General features: G+C 44.7%; 15 protein-coding genes. 7 read left to right on the top strand and 8 right to left on the bottom strand.

Annotated features, from left to right (window positions below):
• Nucleotides 1-10: 10 nt before the first annotated feature.
• Nucleotides 11-1,783: an alpha-amylase family glycosyl hydrolase gene (locus tag ACTRWI_RS01045; protein WP_499128629.1), complete on the bottom strand. Its 1,773-nt coding sequence runs from the start codon at nt 1,781-1,783 to the stop codon at nt 11-13.
• Between the two features lie 160 nt (nt 1,784-1,943).
• Here ACTRWI_RS01045 and ACTRWI_RS01040 point away from each other — a divergent pair, with 160 nt between their 5' ends.
• Nucleotides 1,944-2,330, top strand: a complete 387-nt coding sequence (locus tag ACTRWI_RS01040; RefSeq protein WP_499128626.1) for a DUF1294 domain-containing protein — start codon at nt 1,944-1,946, stop codon at nt 2,328-2,330.
• A gap of 55 nt (nt 2,331-2,385) precedes the next feature.
• Here ACTRWI_RS01040 and ACTRWI_RS01035 read toward each other — a convergent pair whose 3' ends face one another.
• A complete protein-coding gene (locus ACTRWI_RS01035) occupies nt 2,386-2,970 on the bottom strand; it encodes a LysE family translocator (protein WP_499128623.1) in 585 nt (194 codons plus the stop codon).
• 141 nt (nt 2,971-3,111) lie between these two features.
• On the opposite strand from ACTRWI_RS01035, the gene ACTRWI_RS01030 reads away from it, so the two are divergent.
• From ACTRWI_RS01030 to ACTRWI_RS01010, 5 genes are all read left to right on the top strand, one after another.
• A complete protein-coding gene (locus ACTRWI_RS01030; protein WP_137406201.1) occupies nt 3,112-3,552 on the top strand; it encodes an Lrp/AsnC family transcriptional regulator in 441 nt (146 codons plus the stop codon).
• Nucleotides 3,553-3,578: 26 nt separating this feature from the next.
• Nucleotides 3,579-4,148, top strand: a complete 570-nt coding sequence (locus tag ACTRWI_RS01025) for a LysR family transcriptional regulator (RefSeq protein WP_499128620.1) — start codon at nt 3,579-3,581, stop codon at nt 4,146-4,148.
• Entirely contained in the window at nt 4,130-4,507 is a 378-nt protein-coding gene (locus ACTRWI_RS01020) for a LysR substrate-binding domain-containing protein (protein ID WP_499128618.1), read from the top strand. The genes ACTRWI_RS01025 and ACTRWI_RS01020 overlap by 19 nt, the downstream gene beginning before the upstream one ends.
• Nucleotides 4,508-4,672: 165 nt before the next feature.
• Nucleotides 4,673-4,885 (top strand): hypothetical protein, encoded by a 213-nt coding sequence (locus ACTRWI_RS01015; protein ID WP_499128615.1) that lies wholly within the window; start codon nt 4,673-4,675, stop codon nt 4,883-4,885.
• 252 nt (nt 4,886-5,137) lie between these two features.
• On the top strand, nt 5,138-6,343 hold the full coding sequence (locus ACTRWI_RS01010; RefSeq protein WP_499128612.1) for a tetratricopeptide repeat protein: 1,206 nt from the start codon (nt 5,138-5,140) through the stop codon (nt 6,341-6,343).
• Nucleotides 6,344-6,485: 142 nt separating this feature from the next.
• Here the strand turns inward: ACTRWI_RS01010 and sstT are convergent, their stop codons facing one another.
• The 6 genes from sstT to malT form a co-directional block, all read right to left on the bottom strand.
• Nucleotides 6,486-7,700, bottom strand: a complete 1,215-nt coding sequence (sstT, locus tag ACTRWI_RS01005) for a serine/threonine transporter SstT (protein WP_499128609.1) — start codon at nt 7,698-7,700, stop codon at nt 6,486-6,488.
• Nucleotides 7,701-8,118: 418 nt separating this feature from the next.
• Nucleotides 8,119-8,577 (bottom strand): copper chaperone PCu(A)C, encoded by a 459-nt coding sequence (locus ACTRWI_RS01000; protein WP_102423303.1) that lies wholly within the window; start codon nt 8,575-8,577, stop codon nt 8,119-8,121.
• A gap of 112 nt (nt 8,578-8,689) precedes the next feature.
• Nucleotides 8,690-9,286 carry an SCO family protein gene (locus ACTRWI_RS00995; protein ID WP_499128604.1) on the bottom strand — a complete coding sequence of 199 codons (597 nt, stop codon included), beginning with the start codon at nt 9,284-9,286 and terminating at the stop codon, nt 8,690-8,692.
• Complete coding sequence (locus tag ACTRWI_RS00990; RefSeq protein WP_499128601.1) at nt 9,283-9,723, bottom strand: hypothetical protein; 441 nt, start codon at nt 9,721-9,723, stop codon at nt 9,283-9,285. The genes ACTRWI_RS00995 and ACTRWI_RS00990 overlap by 4 nt, the downstream gene beginning before the upstream one ends.
• A 196-nt stretch (nt 9,724-9,919) precedes the next feature.
• Nucleotides 9,920-10,840, bottom strand: a complete 921-nt coding sequence (locus ACTRWI_RS00985; protein ID WP_499128738.1) for a polyprenyl-phosphate transporter — start codon at nt 10,838-10,840, stop codon at nt 9,920-9,922.
• A gap of 556 nt (nt 10,841-11,396) precedes the next feature.
• Complete coding sequence (gene malT / locus ACTRWI_RS00980) at nt 11,397-14,105, bottom strand: HTH-type transcriptional regulator MalT (RefSeq protein WP_499128598.1); 2,709 nt, start codon at nt 14,103-14,105, stop codon at nt 11,397-11,399.
• Nucleotides 14,106-14,672: 567 nt separating this feature from the next.
• Between malT and ACTRWI_RS00975 the strand changes: the two genes are divergently transcribed.
• Nucleotides 14,673-17,126 carry a glycogen/starch/alpha-glucan phosphorylase gene (locus ACTRWI_RS00975; protein ID WP_499128595.1) on the top strand — a complete coding sequence of 818 codons (2,454 nt, stop codon included), beginning with the start codon at nt 14,673-14,675 and terminating at the stop codon, nt 17,124-17,126.
• Nucleotides 17,127-17,218: the final 92 nt, after the last annotated feature.

Genomic DNA, 17,218 nt, shown 5'->3' with positions numbered 1-17,218 from the left:
GACAAGGGTGTTAATTATGTAATGGCAACACCCAAACCAACGATGCCAGCGGCTTTAATTCAATATTGAAACCTCCAACTCCTTCCTTCACGTGTAATTCTTGTTGCGGAATAGATTCGATATGTTCATTAAGCAAGTAACTGCCGTCCGCAATTTTGATTGCTTGGATTACATCACGTGGAATAACCAAGCAAACACGTTCTGTCGTGTACTGGCTGAAATTCACAGCAACTATTATTAGCTCTTGGTCATCATAGCGTAGAAATGCGTAAACCGAATCACTCAAATTATTGCTTTGGTGTAAATCTCGGTAATGCCCTGTCATTGAAGAGTGCTCAAGAGAGAAGTTCATCACCTTCTGATAAAAGTGACGCAGCTGCTTTTCGCTATCGTTTAATAGCCCGCCATCGAATGCGCCGTGGTTCATCCATTTTTGATGCTGTGGGACGCCTATGTAGTCAAAGATGGATGTACGAGAGGGTTGTCCAAAGCCTGCGTTCTCCGCGCCTGGTTCACCGACTTCTTGTCCGAAGTAAATCATCGTTGGTGAACTGCTCAATAAGGTGCTAACGAGCATTGCAGGCTTAGCAATATTTGGATTGCCAACAAACTCTGGAGACGCTATGCGCTGTTCGTCATGGTTATCCAAGAAGTGCAGCATGTGGTGTTCTATGTCCATCATCTGATGCTGAATCTCGGGAATGATGGCTGTTGAAGCTTTGCCCTGCATAACGGCTTTGAGCCCATCGTATAGGTCCACTTTGTCGTATAGATAGTCCATTTTGCCTAAGTGGATGTAGTCGCGGTATAAGTCTGGCTGATACACCTCTGCCATAAGAAAGGCATCGGATTTTTGCATTTTTATGGATGAGTTGAGATAGCTCCAAAACTCGACCGGTACCATTTCAGCCATATCGTAACGAAACCCATCGACGCCTTTATCTAACCAGAACAAGGCGATATCTCGGAACTTAACCCAAGAGCTAGGCAAATCGATTGATTTCCAGAAGTCGAAATGATCCCGGTAATTACGTTGAGCATAGTCACTCGGTAACTCTGAGAAGTCCGTTGAACCATCAGGGCGCATACCATAATTGATCTTCACGGTTTCATACCAATCGTCGAAGTTAGGCTTCGCTAGGCGTGAGCCATTACCTGTCCATTTAGCGGGCATTTCGATAAACGGAGAGTGTAGGGCTAGGTGTTGTTCACTACCAAGCGGAGTAAAATCGGGCTCGATATTTGGCAGTTTAAAGGTGCTGTTGGGGATGTAGTAGAAGTTATTGTCTCTGTGGTATTCGAGGGTTGTGTCATCGTGAGCACCAAAGTCACTGACGCCCTCGGGATTGTTCAACCCTTTGTAATGACGTGCAACATGGTTAGGGACGATATCAATGATTACCTTTAAGCCGTGGTCGTGGCTTCTTTTAATTAGCGCCTCAAATTCCTCTAGTCGCTGATCGGGGTTATCCGCGAGATCAGGGTTAACTGAGTAGTAATCTTTGACAGCGTAAGGAGAGCCTGCACGGCCTTTTACCACGCTTGGGTGATCGTCTGAAATACCAATGTGTTTGTAGTCATTGATTAAAGCGTGGTGAGGAACTCCGGTATACCAAATGTGAGTCATTCCAAGCTTGCGAATTTCAGATAGCGCTTTGTCGGTAAAATCACTGAATTTGCCCACACCATTTTGTTCAATGGTGCCCCATGGGACATGTTGGGTGTTTTTATTGCCAAATAAACGCGTAAAAACTTGGTAGATGGCGTACTTTTGGTTGTACATATTTATAATTCCTTTAACTTCCATCATGTAATGTAGGGGCGAAAGGGCTTGTTTATTTTTTGCAGACTAACCGAATTACAATACGCCTTACTCATCCTTATCAAAATCTACAGGGCGTAATTGCCACAGTATGTGAGCTGTTACCCAAAAGGAGTTGATGTTGTCTTCATCTGTTCAAATCACTATCACTTATTTGGTTCTGGTGGCGGTGTCTGCGTTGTTTGCGGAAAGCTCAAAAACGCTATTGGCGTGGTATTTAGTTATCGGTGTCGTGACGTTTTTTGTGTACGCAAAAGACAAGCGAGCCGCGATTAATGGTAATTGGCGCGTGCCAGAGAAAACCCTGCACATCTTTTCGGTAGCTGGTGGCTGGTTAGGGGCTTTGATCGCACAAGATAAGCTGCGTCATAAAACACAAAAACAGCCGTTCAGAGCGATTTATTGGCTAACAGTAGTAATTAATGTAACGGCGTTTGCCTGGACGTTAACGCCGAGCGGGCAGGCAATGTTTGGTCGCTGGCTTGGTGAGCTTGTGGGTTACTTTTAACGAGAATAACGGTTAGCAGCAGAGTACTAACCGTTAAAATATAGAAGTTATTCGATTAGAGCATTGGAATTGTTGATGCTAATAGCAAGCCCGCCATACCATAGTTGAAGCTTTTGATGCGGACTGGCGTTGTTAACCAGTGTTGTAACTGCTTACCAGCTGCCGTCCAGAAGGTGACCGATGGCAGGTTAGCTAGCGTAAAAATAGCTGCGATGATTGCAAGCTCCCACCATGAACTGCCGCTGCTATAAACAGATATGGCTGTTAGTGCCATTGACCAACCTTTCGGGTTAACCCATTGAAAACTTGCCGCGCCGATGAAGGTCATCGGTTTATAAGCTTCAGTGCTTTTCGCTTTTCCACTCTTGGCTATTTTAATTGCGAGGTAAACCAAGTACGCAAGGCTCAGGTATTTCAATACTTGGTGAGTCACAGGATAGGCGTTGAAAACTCCCGTTAAACCAAAGCCAACCAATAGCAACATAGCTGCAAACCCCAGAGCAATGCCAAGCATGTGCGGAATGGTACGGGCAAAGCCAACATTGGCACCTGATGTCATAAGCATAATGTTATTTGGACCTGGCGTGAAGGTCGAGACAAACGCAAACAAGGCAAGTGCGCTAAGTTGTTCTAAAGGCATAATGGTTCTCCAGCAATAAAATGAACGAAGTGACTGACCGGTCATGACTTTCACGTGTTGAGAAACATAGTAGGTGGAAAGTGAGGCAATTATGTGCTTTTATTTTCTCTATTATCACCAAATGCACAATAATAAGTACTTATGGATAGATTTGACGAAAGGATATTGCAAGAACTTAAGTTGGACGGCAGAATCTCCAACATTGAGCTATCAGAGCGGATTGGTTTGTCGGCTTCAGCGACGTTAAGGCGTGTACAAGATCTTGAGCGTAAAGGCATCATTCAAGGTTACCGTGCGGTTTTAGATAACGGCTTAATGGGCGTGGGTTTTATCGCCTACGTTTCGATCGGTTTATCAAGCCACAAAAAATCTGCTCAATTGGAGTTTGAAGAGCACGTCGCTATGGAGAAAGAGGTGGTCGAGTGTCACAATATCACCGGTGCCAATGAGTACTTGTTGCGAGTCGAGACTAAAGACTTGCCGAGCTACAAGAAGTTTCATGCCGATGTGCTGGGGGAGTGTGCTCAGGTTCAATCCATTACAACCATGGTGGTGATGGATACCCCTAAAGATGAACGTTAATCGAGCTTAATATTAGGAGCGGCACAGTGCCCAATACCAATCAGTTGCTATTGTTCTTAGATGTGGTTCAACAAGGATCGTTTACCAAAGCGGCAACCTTGCACAACATGGACAATTCCTCTCTCTCAAAACAGATCAAAAAGCTTGAGCAAGGCTTGGGTGTTCAGCTGCTCAACCGCTCTACTCGCTCGTTTTCTTTGACGTCGGCAGGGGAAGATATTCTCGCGCAAACCTATGTGCTGAAAGACACCATCAATCAGATTCAAGGTATTGCTGATTCGTATCAGTCTGAACTTAAAGGGGTGCTGCGTATTACGTCGCCCATCTATTTTGGTCAGCAATATCTGCAACCTATCATCACGCAGTTCATGAGAAAGTACCCAGATGTTCAGATCGTACTTTCACTAGATGACAAGATCGCTAATATCATCGCAGGGCAGTTTGATATCGCCTTTCGCTTCAGTAAGTTGGTGGAATCGAATCTAATTGCGAAGAAGATAGCTGACAGTAACTTCATGCTGGTCGCCTCGAATGACTTTGTGAAGCAGCATGGGAGCCGAAAACGCCACAAGATCTGTTGTCTCTGCCTGCGGTGATTTATACCAATGGTGATATGACGGTGGATCATCTGCGTATTAGTGAAGAGCCACATGGCAACACTTTCCAGAGCCTGACGATTCGCGGGAACTCCAAGGTGAGTGATGTTCGTACTATGGTGTCTTGTGTGATAGATGGCTTAGGTTATGGTTTTCTTGATAAATCAAACCTGTACGCCTCGATGAAAGAGTTGGGATTAGTGACACTGCTTCCTGATTACACCATTTCAACAGCAGATACTGCCATTTATGCTGTCTACCCGCACCGTAAGCAGACCAAGCTAGTGAAAGAGTTCATCACCTCTGTGCAAGGTTATATTGGGTCGCCGACGATTTGGGAGAAGATGCAGCAAGACTAACAGTTTCCTGCCATATCAAATCAAAAAAGAAGCCAGAACATCACACGAACTGGCTGCTTTTTACTTTTCTAGCACTCACTAATTTACAATGTAAAGTTCAGTTATAGCATGCCTGAGCGCTTTTATTTCTCACAAAGAGTGCTTCTTTAATCGAATTTAGTGAACGTGAATCACCTCTTTACCAATTGGGTGATCTTTTGTAGTGAGCATGCGGCCATCAATTTCTACTTCCAGAACGACGATCAGGGCCGCTTCCTAGATCTTAATATTTCACGTGAGCGTGACGTTGTCACGATTGGTGGAGTGCATGCATCATCGCTGCTTTCAAGTACAGGTCTTGAACCATCGGTTTTTGGTGAGCGGTTGAGCCTAACTTGATGAAATGTAAATTGGAGAGAACAATCCTTATTGAAGCAAGATCACACGATTTATGGGTTGCGTACGGGTTAGTCTTTGCAGACTTCTTATTGTTATGTATTCCTGAGATACTGAATCAAGTTTAAGCTGGCGCGTTTAGAGACTGCGCCTCTTGTCACCATCAGGGTTAATAGACCCAGAAATTAACTACTCAATACAGGCTACTTGTGGCCGATACAGGGTAGAACGAAACCGAATTAGGTTAAACATTTTATGAGTACAATGGGAATCGCAATTGGTGCGACTGCTCTTTCGTTAATACTTATTGCCGTGTGGCTGATTTCTTTATCACTGAGAAAACAGCGCTTGGAACAAGAGCGTAAAGCGCGTGCTGTTGCTTACCGAAAGGCGATTGAAAAAGCACGTATCCAAGAGCAAAAAGAGCGCCACTTTAAAGCAGAAACTGGGCATGTCCCGTCGATTCTTTTTTTAGCGAAAGAAGCGGAGCGTAACAATATCAAGGAAGCGATATATTGGTACGATAAAGCGGCACATTTGGATAACGTCAACGGTATGTACGGCATTGTTCGCATAAGTATGAAGCGCAAAGAAGACTTGATCTTAAGAGAACAAGCTAACTTTTGGCAGCTTGCGATCGCAGCCTTAGACAACGACATATCGGCGAAATTTGAGATGGGTAAAGCGCTGGTTCATGGGCGCGGGACCTTAAAGAACATTCCCAAGGGTTACACCTACATTGAGGAATCTGCTGCTGGTGGTAATACCGAAGCGATGTTGTTCATGGGTGACTGGTGCTTAGACAAAGAAAACCCAGACTACTCTGCAGAAAGCTCTGTTGATTGGTATCGCAAAGCGGCAGAGAAAAACAACCTAGGCGGTAAGATCAAACTCGGTATGAGTTACTTAAAAGGCGTTGGCGTAGAACCTAACCATCGTGAGGCTGTGTACTGGTTTGAAACTGCAGCCGAAAAGAACAGTGCAGAGGCGATGTTTAGAGCGGGTGAAGCATGGATAGACCATGGTGAAAACGGTAATGCGATTGCTTATATCTGGCTATTCCTATCTGCTCACTTTGGTTACTCAGAAGCTAAGTCGCAGAGAGATAAAGTAGGTGGTGAGCTGGGTGTCGATGCGGTTGTAGGCTTACAAGCGCTGACTAAACCGATCATGACGAAACTTACCCAACAAGCGATCACCAAGCATTCAATAATCAAAGCGCTCAATAAGCTCTACAAACGCAATATACCGATTCCAAAGAAAGTGAAAGAAGCGTCTGATGAAGAGGGTGAGTCATTAAATGTAGAGACTAGCCATATAGAAACGTCGCTATCGAATGTACAAGAAGCGAATGCCGATTACAGCCAGCAATCGAATACAGAACAAGTACCAACAGATAAGCAAGCTAACCAGACTAGTGACCCTCTAGATTTTAGTCAGTCTAATTGGAGCAGAAGCTAGTGAGCGGTGTTCACTGAATTATCCATCGTGATAAGTTGAATACAGCTTGAATGGTTATAATGAAATTTGGATAACAAAAAGGGAAGCAGATGCTTCCCTTTTTCTTTATATAGCTTTTGGCTTGAGAGCCAATAAAGGCATATTAAGCTTTGTTCTGCTCAGATTTACATACTGCAGCTGTGAACACTACGTCTGTCGAGCTGTTAAGCGCTGTTTCAGCAGAGTCTTGAATCACACCGATGATGAAACCTACCGCTACTACCTGCATTGCAACATCGTTTGAGATACCAAATAGGCCACATGCAAGAGGGATAAGTAGCAGTGAGCCACCGGCAACACCAGATGCACCACATGCAGATACCGCAGCAACAAGGCTTAGTAGGATTGCAGTGAAGATATCAATCTCAATCCCCATAGTGTGTACAGCAGCCAGCGTTAACACAGTGATGGTGATTGCAGCGCCAGCCATGTTGATGGTTGCACCTAGTGGGATAGATACAGAGTAAGTGTCTTCGTCTAGGTTTAGTTTCTTACAAAGGTTCATGTTTACTGGGATGTTTGCAGCACTTGAACGAGTGAAGAATGCCGTTACACCTGATTCACGAATACATTGAAAAACTAGAGGGTATGGGTTCTGCTTTGTTTTAACGAAAACAAGCAGTGGGTTAACCACTAGAGCAATGATTAGCATTGAACCTAGTAGTACTGCTAGAAGTTGACCATAGCTTGCTAGCGCCTCAAAACCAGTGGTTGCGAAAGTCGCTGAAACTAGACCGAAGATACCGAATGGCGCTAAGCGAATGATGAAGCGAACAATGTGTGAAACACTGTGGCTTAAATCTTCGAAAACCGCTTTTGTTGTCGCAGATGCGTGGTGCAGAGCAAGACCAAGACCGATAGCCCAAGCAAGAATACCGATGTAGTTTGCGTTCATTAGCGCGCTTACTGGGTTGTCTACAAGTTTAAATAGAAGCGTGTGAAGAACTTCACCGATACCTTGAGGAGGAGTAGCACCTTCTGCGCCAGCAACCAGTGTCAAAGTGGTTGGGAACATGAAGCTAAGTACTACTGCTGTGAGTGCAGCTGAGAAGGTACCAATCAAGTAAAGTACGATGATTGGACGCATATGAGTATGCTGACCTTTCTTTTGGTTTGCGATAGAAGCTGCAACAAGAATGAATACTAAAATTGGGGCTACAGCTTTCAGAGCGCCAACAAACAGACTACCTAAAAGGCCTGCATCTTGAGCTGCTGAAGGAGAAACCATGGCGAGAACGACACCGAAAACAATACCAGCAAGGATCTGGAGGACAAGATTCCCACGAGCGATGCGGGCGAGCATGTTGTGATTTTGCATAAAATACCTGCAATTGTTAATTTATTATAGTGATGTATCTTTTATAAAGTTGTACCGAATCCAACTATACACTAGTGGAATGGGCGGTCATATTAGCGGGATCGTAGCGGGTGTCTAGGAATAGTTTACTTTTAGTGTGATTGTTTGCACTACGTGGTGTTTTTAGAGGTAAATGTTAAATAAATGTATTTTTATTGGATTGTAAATCTGCAAATCCATATTTTATGGATCTAATATACTGTAAATTTGAAGATGTAAACGGCGATTGGTAAGAACATTGTGTGCGTAAAAAGTCGCTTTCTTATTTAATTGAAACAAAAAGCCACGATGGCGAGAAGTCATCGTGGCTTATTTTGTCTAATTTTTACCGATGTGTGTTGCGACTCTTAATAAGACTCGTGAGCATCAGTTTCTCGAATTAGTGATGATCGTGATTCATCTTTTTCATGCCACTCATCACTTTCTTAACGGGTGCTTCGAAAGTTTGTGTTTCGCCATTCGCGAAAGTCAGTGTCATTTCGATCTGCTCACCCTCTTTTAGACCATTTTTTAGGTCAAACAACATAATGTGCAGGCTGCCAGGCTTAAGTACGGCTTCACCATTTGCTGGGATTGTGATCTGTTGAACCTGACGCATTTTCATCACATCACCTTCAACGATAACATCATGAAGCTCTACCTTACCTGCTGCAGGTGTCGTCGCAGAAACGATAGCGCGATCTTTGTCACTATGGTTCATCAGGGTCGTAAATACTGCGCTGTTTACTGCGGTTGGCGGTGTCGCACGAGCGTACGCGTCATGAACCATGATGTCGCTTTTTGCGTGAGCAAGAGGAGTGAGCAATAAGCCTGCTAGAGCAAGTGCTTTTAACTTCATGTTGTTGTCCTTATTGTTTTATGTGTTGGTCTGGGACCTGACTTTACGTTTCGAACTCTATTGGTTGAGTTCTTTATTTTTGTACACGCTGTTTCTAGAGTTTCTTAGCACTCTAACGCGTCAATGTGTTGATCGCTTCAACAATTGGCGCAGGCGTCAACGTGTGCGGTACTTTAGTAATCAAGGTACCATTGGGCTTTAAAAAGTAGAAATATGAGCTGTGGTCAAGTGTGTATCCTAGCTCTGAATCTTCAAGCTGTGTCTTTCTGAAAATAACACCGTATTTATGCGCCAGATTTGTGGTTATATCCAATGGACCACTCATACCTTCAATCATTGGGTTGAAGTACTGCGCGTATTCATATGATGCTTCCGCGGCATCGCGCTCTGGATCAAGAGAAACAAACATCGGGCGAATCTTAGCCTTCGATTCATCAGAGATTTGGTTGAGAGCTCCAGCTAGCATCGCTAGTGACGTTGGGCAAACGTCAGGACAGCGCGTGAAGCCAAAATAAACGATACGAATTCTGTCATCGGTTTCGTCAAAGAGTTTTATGGGTTGGTTGTCATTTCCAAAAAGCGTCGTTTCGGAGAATTGTAGTTCTTCAGCGTGTTGCTCTTGAGCCTCTGTTTGATCATCGAGATAGCTTTTAACTCCAAAGCCAAGTACAAACGCTACAACCAACGCTAGCGACCAATTCTTACTCATCTTGTCATCCTTATTGCAGGTTTTACGGTTTCAACTCCATCGGTAAGCTCACCAAGCCAAGTCATGTGATCCATGGTACACACGGGTAAAATGACATTACCTTCATAGATGTTGTTACCAGTATTTTTTAATTGGAAACGTGCTGAGCCCATTTCCATCTCTAAACCCTCCAGCGATAGCATCAAGCTATCAGAGGCTGCGCCTTCCCAAACCACTTTAATTTTTGTTGGGACTAGAGGTTGAGCTTTTTCGTGTTCAAGGGTCATAGTAACGCTGTCTTGCTCACACGATGTTGTTGAAAGCATGCAGTAGTCATCTAAGTTGACGTCAGGAGAGTGGCTCTCTACTACCGATTTAAATTGCTCGACTGCCTGTGGTCCATAAAAGCCAGCGACCAGCGCAATACAGAGCGCAGCAACCTTTAATGCTGGGTGCATGTCGTGTTCTCAATTGATTTTTTAAGAACGGCGATGGTATCACACCACTCAATACGTGCTTGTATCAAAAAGCAATTTTGTGCGTATGGTAGATATAAAAAAGCGAAGCCAGTAGCTTCGCTTTGATTCAATTTACTGACACGTCGCTATTTAAGGAAAGCACCCTACATGCGAAATGCCGCTCGATTGTTAGAGGTTAGTCAGCATTGCGCTCAGCGAACTTTTCTAAGCCAAGAACTAATGCGATGGCAACCAGCATCATGATCACAGCCAAGGTCAGTTGAGAAGGTTGAGAGGTGACGGCTTCGAAGTTAAACGGCGATAAGTTCTCTTGGATGAGAGGCACTTGCTCACCTTTAGAATTGATGCGCCAGCTGATGGTCTCTTTCCAAGGCCAGATCTTAGGTAGCGTACCAATCATCAAACCGGTTAAGAACACAAGCGTGAAGTCGCGGAATGAACGTAATAGCCAAGACAGTACATGTGAGAAAGTCAGCAGACCGATCACACAGCCCGCAAGAAATAGGGCAAGCACGTCAATTTGGAATTCCTTCACGGCGCTAAGTACGGGGCCGTACATACCAATTAACAGCAAAATGAAGCTGCCTGATATGCCAGGTAAGATCATCGCACAGATCGCGATCGCACCTGCAATTAGGATGTTGATGCTGGTTGGCTCCATTTGCAGTGGTTTAAGCACTGTAATGCTATAAGCAAAGGCAACACCAAGCAGTAAAAACACGAATCGAATGATATCGCGCTTTTCTACTTGTTTAAGAATATGGAAAACCGACACCAAAATCAGGCCAAAGAAGAACGACCATAGAGGTACTGGGTGAGTGACTAATAACCAAGAAATCAGTTTTGCTAATGTCGCAATGCTGGTAAATACGCCTGCGAACAAAGAAATTAAGAAAAAGCCATTGATATGGCTAAACGCAGCTTTGAAGCCTTCGCGTTTCCATAAACCAAGTACGCTAGGGTTAATTCTACGAATGCTTTCTAATAGCGTATCGTAGATACCTGTGATGAATGCGATGGTGCCGCCTGAAACGCCTGGGACAACGTCAGCTGCGCCCATGGCCATGCCTTTGAAAAAAGTACTTAAGTAGTTCATTGCTTCATAGAGTTGAGGGTGATTTAGTGCAGTATACAAACTTTGCTGTCAAAAAAGTATGAATATGCTACTGAGAAGGTGCTTTTCTTGCTCTCTTAATTGTAAGGCAATACGTTGGTTTGAATATCTGCCTAACATATAAAATACAATCACTTAGTAATTTATCATTAACGCTAGGGTTGAAACTGGTCTCTTATCAATGTTGCACTTTGATTGCATTATGCAAGTGCACTTTGCAATTCACATGTGAAATTAACCGTTTTTATGCGATACAGGACTTATAAAATGCCTAATTAAAGTTGGCACGTTAACTGCTAAGTATCAAATGACCCTTCTTAAGCCGAGGGTCACCTAGCCAACTGACGTTGTTAGTGAACCTATGATTTGTTCACAAATATATAGAGCCAATCGCGATTATTGCGGTTGGCTATTTTTTTCCTGTCATTTGGTGTTCTCCTTTTTCTAATCCCGCTCCGATACTTTTAGGCTCTGAATTTCAGATGAAAAAAAAGCCAGCCACCATCGGTGACCAGCTTATGTTTTTTCTCGAATCTGTTTAGTAACCCATCAACTGCAACAAATTCTCTGCTGTGCTGATCGCTTCTTTACGGTTAGCGATGTTGAGCTTCTGATAAAGGTTTCGAATGTGAGTTTTGATCGTTGTCCCTGCCACATCCAGCTCTTGAGCGATTTGCTCGTTACTGAAGCCAGAGTAGATCAAGCCTAGTACTTGCCATTCACGTTGAGTAAGTGGGCTAGTGCGCACGAGCTCAGGAATATTCGGGTGGTTAACCAAGTTTTCAACAAAGTCTTCATCAAAGTGAACGGATCGGCTGCGCTGCGTGGTCGAGATATCCTTCATGATTTGCTGTGCTCGGTGGCGTTCTAAATCACCCAAGCCAGGTTTGTTGCTCAACTTATCTAGAATATGCCCGATAGTGCCACCATCGACCAAGAAGTTACCGACCATGCCTGTTTGGTTGGTCATGTGTAGGGCTTCTTCAAGCAATACACGCGCGCTGTCTTCATCATTGATTTGTGTACGTAGCACCGCCTCAACAATCAAGTTACGGTTGGTGTCAGTGACCAATTGTGAACACTGTGCTTCGCTCTTCAAGAATGCTAGCGCCTCTTCTGCTTCTTCATATTGATCAAGGATGATGTGAGCACGCACGATGTTACGCCACTGAAGCTGACAGAAATGGTTGCTCGCAGATTCCGGTCTTACCGCAACGCTTAACCAGTCGCGGATAGCATCTTTATCGCCTTTCACTTGCCAGAACAAGATCAGAGACAGTGAAGCGTTTGCCGTCCAATCAACGTGGTAGGTTGATTGGCGGAGTAAGTGTTGGATCTGGTCGATAAACTTCGATGCTTTGTCGATCTCACCGCGGCTCAGTGAAATACGAGCCAGCATTGAGTAACTATGAAGGTGTTTGCTTGGAGAGTGGTGACCAAGGATATTTAAGCCTTTGTAGCAACACTCTTCTGCTTCATCTAAACGGTTCCAACACCAGAAGATCTGTGCTCGTACGCGTAGCAAGAATTCATGCAGAGGTACATATTGCAGTTGGTGCTCTTCAATCAATTTGAACGCGCTGTCTTGCAATTCAAATGCAGCTTGAACGTAGCCTTGAGCTATCAAGATTTCACTCTGCTGAAGAATCGCCCACAGTGCCTGATGGTAAACCTGATACTGGCGAGCCAACTTCTCAGTTTGCTGCATCATTGGTAGAGCACGGCTTAGGTTACCCATTACGTGATTCACTTCGCCAACAACCGAGGTTGCCACAATGCGGCTGCGGTAAACCGTGGTATTAAGCTGGCTTAGAGAAAGCTCTGCGAGTTCGAGCGCTTTTTCAGGTTCATTACTGTTGATAGCAACTTGTGCACGTAGTGCGTTGTATTGGCCTTGCTGCTGAGTATCGAGTTCAATGTTTCGTGCTTGATACTGAGTTTCTGCCTCTTCTAACAAGGTACCCACTTGATCATAACGATGCTGACTTTGCGCCAACCATGCGCGTAGCATCGACAGCTTTGGTTCGCTGTAGAGCTGATCGGTCGTGAGCTGCTTAATTGCCATCTCTAGTGATGACAACTCACCTTGGTTGAACATCTGCCAGCCGTGTTCGCTGAGGATTTGAATAATCAAATCAGGATCATCGGCGCGCTGTGCATGACGTAGTGCTTGATGCGGTGTTTTCTGTTTGATCCACGCTTTTGCCGCACTGCGGTGCAGTTCAGCTTCTTGTTGTGGAATGCGAGCTTGGCGTTCATGGGCAAGGAACTCACCAAACAGATTATGGAAGCGATACCAGTTTTTCTCACCCTCAAGAGGGTAGATGAACAGACCAAATCGGTTGAGAGACTCGATCATTCCAAGCGCATCTTCGCGCTGAGTTAGCGCACATACCAGTCCATCATTAAAGTGATCAAGTACAGAACATTGCATCAAGAACTGGCGGGTTTCTTTGTCTAGCAGGTCGAAGACTTCTTCAACCAAGTAATCCCACAAATGAGCATGATTGAAGTGAGAGAATGACTCAGCAGACTGCGCCAGTGTGCGTTTTTGGTGCTGTGCTTGAAGCGCGATAAGTTGCAGTGCAGAAGGCCAACCTTCGACATAACTACAAATACTATCGGCGGTTGTGTCATCAATACCATCGGCAACACGTTGATTAAAGAAGCGTGTGGTCTCTTCGGTATCGAATGCCAAAGAGTCATTGCCTAATTCAATCATTAAGTCACGAACGCGAAGGTTTGCTGTACCCAGTGGCGGTGTGCCGCGGCTGGTCACAACAAGCGTTAGGTTGTCGGGCATGTGCTTTAGGAAAAAGCGCATGGCTTCGTGGATGTCGTCATTGTTAACCAAGTGATAGTCATCCAATACAAGGAAACATTCCTGATGGAATTCAGACATCTCGGCGAACACTTCGCTTAATAGAGAATGCAGCGATGAAAATTGTCTTTTCTCTGCCAGCTTTTGCGCATTAGGGCAGGCGTTTTGCGTCGCTTTATTGAGTGATTGAAGTAGGTAGTTGATAAAACGGAAGGCATCGTTGTCACTGTCATCGATGCTATACCAACCTACGTTGGGTTTATCTACCAACCACTGGGCAGCCATGGTGGTCTTGCCGTATCCAGCTGGAGAGCGGAACAGTACGAGTTTATAGCAATCTGCATTCTGAAGCAGATCGAGAACCCTAGGACGCAGAATTGCATTGTGTAAGCGGCCGGGACGAGTCAGTTTCGAAGGGATCCACATGTCGAAGTATTACACCTATTCCGTGGCTATGGTCTGGAATCTATCAAGCACGAATAAAGTGCAGTCCAATGACACTAGCCTAATTACTTAAGTTTTTACTCATGTTACGTGAAGCAAAACGACACCGACTATGATCCTCCGCAGAAACCTTGCACTCCTGCATGTTTTTGAGTCTCTACGCCCTTTATTTGTGATTTTTATCACAAAGAGTGGTGCTTCGATAATGTGACTTTGTTTCTGTTTGCACTGTATTTAATGCAAAAGATGATACCCGGAAAATATTTTCGTGATCTGAAACTCAGATTTGACAATGACTGTAATTAGGTCAAATAAAAATCACATCAACCGAAGTTAAGTTATCAAACGGGAGCTTGTGATCTTAGTCACTCCAAGTTTTTGTTCGAAGTCAGAACATGAGAGTCAGATCACTAACCCTATGTCGGTACGCCCCCTACGCCCTCCCATCTACTCCTTGTTTGGTGCGTTAGCGGGAGGATGTTTAGTTTCTGGTGACCATGCACGATATGTCACAGATGAATTAGAACTATTAAAAGCGAGATTTCTGAAATGAAACCAACTCAGCAAAAAAATTTCGATAAGGTGTCGTTCCAAGAAAGCGTTAAGAAACATCTATCTGCAACCTACGCAACTACAATAGAAAACGCAGATAGCCGCGCATGGTACCTAGCTATGGGTCGCGCGCTAGCCGAACTGACAACATTTGACCTGTTAGAAACTGAAAATGACGAGAAAATCAAAAATGCTAAGAGCGTGAACTACCTTTCGCTTGAATTCTTGATTGGTCGTCTAACAGGTAACAACCTAATCAGCATGGGGCTGTACGAGCAGATCACGCATGCAATGGAAGAGTTAGGTCAAAACCTGACTGACCTTTTAGAAGAAGAACGTGACCCATCACTAGGTAATGGTGGTCTTGGTCGTCTAGCGGCTTGTTTCATGGATTCTTGTGCCGCTCAAGAATACCCAACGGTAGGCTACGGTCTTCACTACGAATACGGCCTATTCAAGCAATCTTTTCAAGACGGTCGTCAACAAGAAGCGCCAGACGCATGGCGAGGTGTTGAAGGTTACCCATGGGAAGTGGCTCGTCCTGAACTTGCGCAACACATTGGTTTTTACGGTCATGTTGAAGTTGAATACATTGACGGTAAAGAAGTGCGTACTTGGGTTCCAGGTATGGAAGTAAAAGCAATGCCTTGGGATCTGCCAATCGTAGGTTACGAGTCAAATACGGTTTACCCACTACGTCTTTGGGAATGTCAGGCTATCGCACCATTCTCACTAGCAAGCTTCAACAACGGTGACTACTTCGAAGCACAACATGCGTTAATCGATGCGGGTAACATTACTAAGGTTCTATACCCGAACGACAACCATGAAAAAGGTAAAACGCTTCGTCTAATGCAGCAGTACTTCCACTCTGCAGCGTCTGTTCGCGATATCCTACGTCGTCACGAAGCAGCAGGTTTTGCTCTAGCTGACCTACCTAAGCAAGAAACTATCCAGCTTAACGATACGCATCCAACAATCGCGATTCCTGAACTAATGCGCATCCTAATCGATGAGAAAGGTCTAGATTGGGATACGGCATGGGACATCAGTGCAAACACGTTCGCTTACACAAACCACACACTACTTCCTGAAGCACTTGAGACTTGGTCTGAGTCGCTAATCCAGCGTCTACTTCCACGTCACATGGAAATCATTTTTGAAATCAACCACCGCTTCCTACAAGAAGTTCGCAAGATGTGGCCTGGTGACGGTGAGAAGCAAGCGAAGCTTTCTATCATCCAAGAAGGTTTCCACCGCATGGTTCGCATGGCAAACCTATGTGTGATTGGCTCTTACAAAGTAAACGGTGTAGCGGCACTTCACTCTCAATTGGTTAAGAAAGATCTGTTCCCAGAGTTTAACGAAATCTTCCCAGGCAAACTGACTAACGTAACAAACGGTATCACGCCTCGTCGTTGGTTGAAGTTCTGTAATCCAGGTCTATCTAAGCTAATCACTGACAAGATTGGTACAGAGTGGCCTGCAAAACTTGAGCAGCTAGAAGGTATTGCTAAGTACGCGACAGACGCGAAATTCCAAAAAGAATTCATGGCGGTTAAGAAAGAAAACAAACAGCGCCTTGCTGATTGGGTTCAAGAGAACATGGGTATCGAGCTAGATATTAACGCTATCTTCGATGTGCAAATCAAGCGTCTGCACGAATACAAGCGTCAGCACCTAGACCTGCTACACATTCTATCTCTGTACCACCGTATCCTGAACGAGCCTGGTTTTGAGTGTGAGCCACGTGTTTGCTTCTTCGCAGCGAAAGCAGCACCGGGCTACCACCTAGCGAAAGAAATCATCTTCGCGGTTAACAAGATTGCAGAGAAGATCAACAACGATCCTCGCATTGGCAACAAGCTTAAAGTGGTATTCATCCCTGACTACCGTGTAAGCATGGCGGAGATCATCATTCCGGCAGCTGACGTTTCTCAACAAATCTCGCTAGCGGGTAAAGAAGCATCAGGTACGGGTAACATGAAGATGGCTCTAAACGGTGCTCTGACTATCGGTACGATGGATGGTGCGAACGTTGAGATACGTGAAGAAGTGGGTGATGAGAACATCTACATCTTCGGTCTAGAAGTTGATGGCGTACAAGCACTGAAAGCTCAGGGTTACAACCCATACGACTACTACAACGCAGACCCACTTCTGAAAGCGTCACTTGATCTACTAACGGGTGAAGAGTTCACACCAGGTCAACCAGGCCTTCTACGTGCAACGTTTGATAGCCTGCTAGACGGCGGTGACCCATACCTATGTCTTGCTGACTTTGCTTCTTACGTGAAGGCGCATGAAGACATGGGCATGCAATACAAAGACCAAGCGGGTTGGGCTAAGAAAGCGATTCTTAACACAGCACTCGTTGGTAAGTTCACATCTGATCGCTCTATCCGCGATTACGTGAACAACATTTGGAAACTTGAAGCGGTTAACCGTTAATCGATTAAATGTAGCCAAGGCAGTTTCTGCCTTGGCTCAACTAGCTTGTGTTCAAACAGATGGTTTTTACCGATAACAATGCTCACAAACTG

It is taken from the genome of Pseudoalteromonas sp. G5_S1_14_S5 (assembly GCF_054968605.1).
The sequence above is the reverse complement of the archived record's forward strand: the minus strand, read 5'-3'. Positions and strand labels throughout refer to the sequence as shown.

Bases quoted from the DNA above. Each gene is read 5' to 3' on its own strand.
- ACTRWI_RS01045 (WP_499128629.1), bottom strand. From the start codon at position 1,783: ATGTACAACCAAAAGTACGCCATCTACCAAGTTTTTACGCGTTTATTT.
- ACTRWI_RS01035 (WP_499128623.1), bottom strand. From the start codon at position 2,970: ATGCCTTTAGAACAACTTAGCGCACTTGCCTTGTTTGCGTTTGTCTCG.
- ACTRWI_RS01030 (WP_137406201.1), top strand. From the start codon at position 3,112: ATGGATAGATTTGACGAAAGGATATTGCAAGAACTTAAGTTGGACGGC.
- ACTRWI_RS01010 (WP_499128612.1), top strand. From the start codon at position 5,138: ATGAGTACAATGGGAATCGCAATTGGTGCGACTGCTCTTTCGTTAATA.
- sstT (WP_499128609.1), bottom strand. From the start codon at position 7,700: ATGCAAAATCACAACATGCTCGCCCGCATCGCTCGTGGGAATCTTGTC.
- ACTRWI_RS01000 (WP_102423303.1), bottom strand. From the start codon at position 8,577: ATGAAGTTAAAAGCACTTGCTCTAGCAGGCTTATTGCTCACTCCTCTT.
- ACTRWI_RS00995 (WP_499128604.1), bottom strand. From the start codon at position 9,286: ATGAGTAAGAATTGGTCGCTAGCGTTGGTTGTAGCGTTTGTACTTGGC.
- ACTRWI_RS00990 (WP_499128601.1), bottom strand. From the start codon at position 9,723: ATGCACCCAGCATTAAAGGTTGCTGCGCTCTGTATTGCGCTGGTCGCT.
- ACTRWI_RS00985 (WP_499128738.1), bottom strand. From the start codon at position 10,840: ATGAACTACTTAAGTACTTTTTTCAAAGGCATGGCCATGGGCGCAGCT.
- malT (WP_499128598.1), bottom strand. From the start codon at position 14,105: ATGTGGATCCCTTCGAAACTGACTCGTCCCGGCCGCTTACACAATGCA.
- ACTRWI_RS00975 (WP_499128595.1), top strand. From the start codon at position 14,673: ATGAAACCAACTCAGCAAAAAAATTTCGATAAGGTGTCGTTCCAAGAA.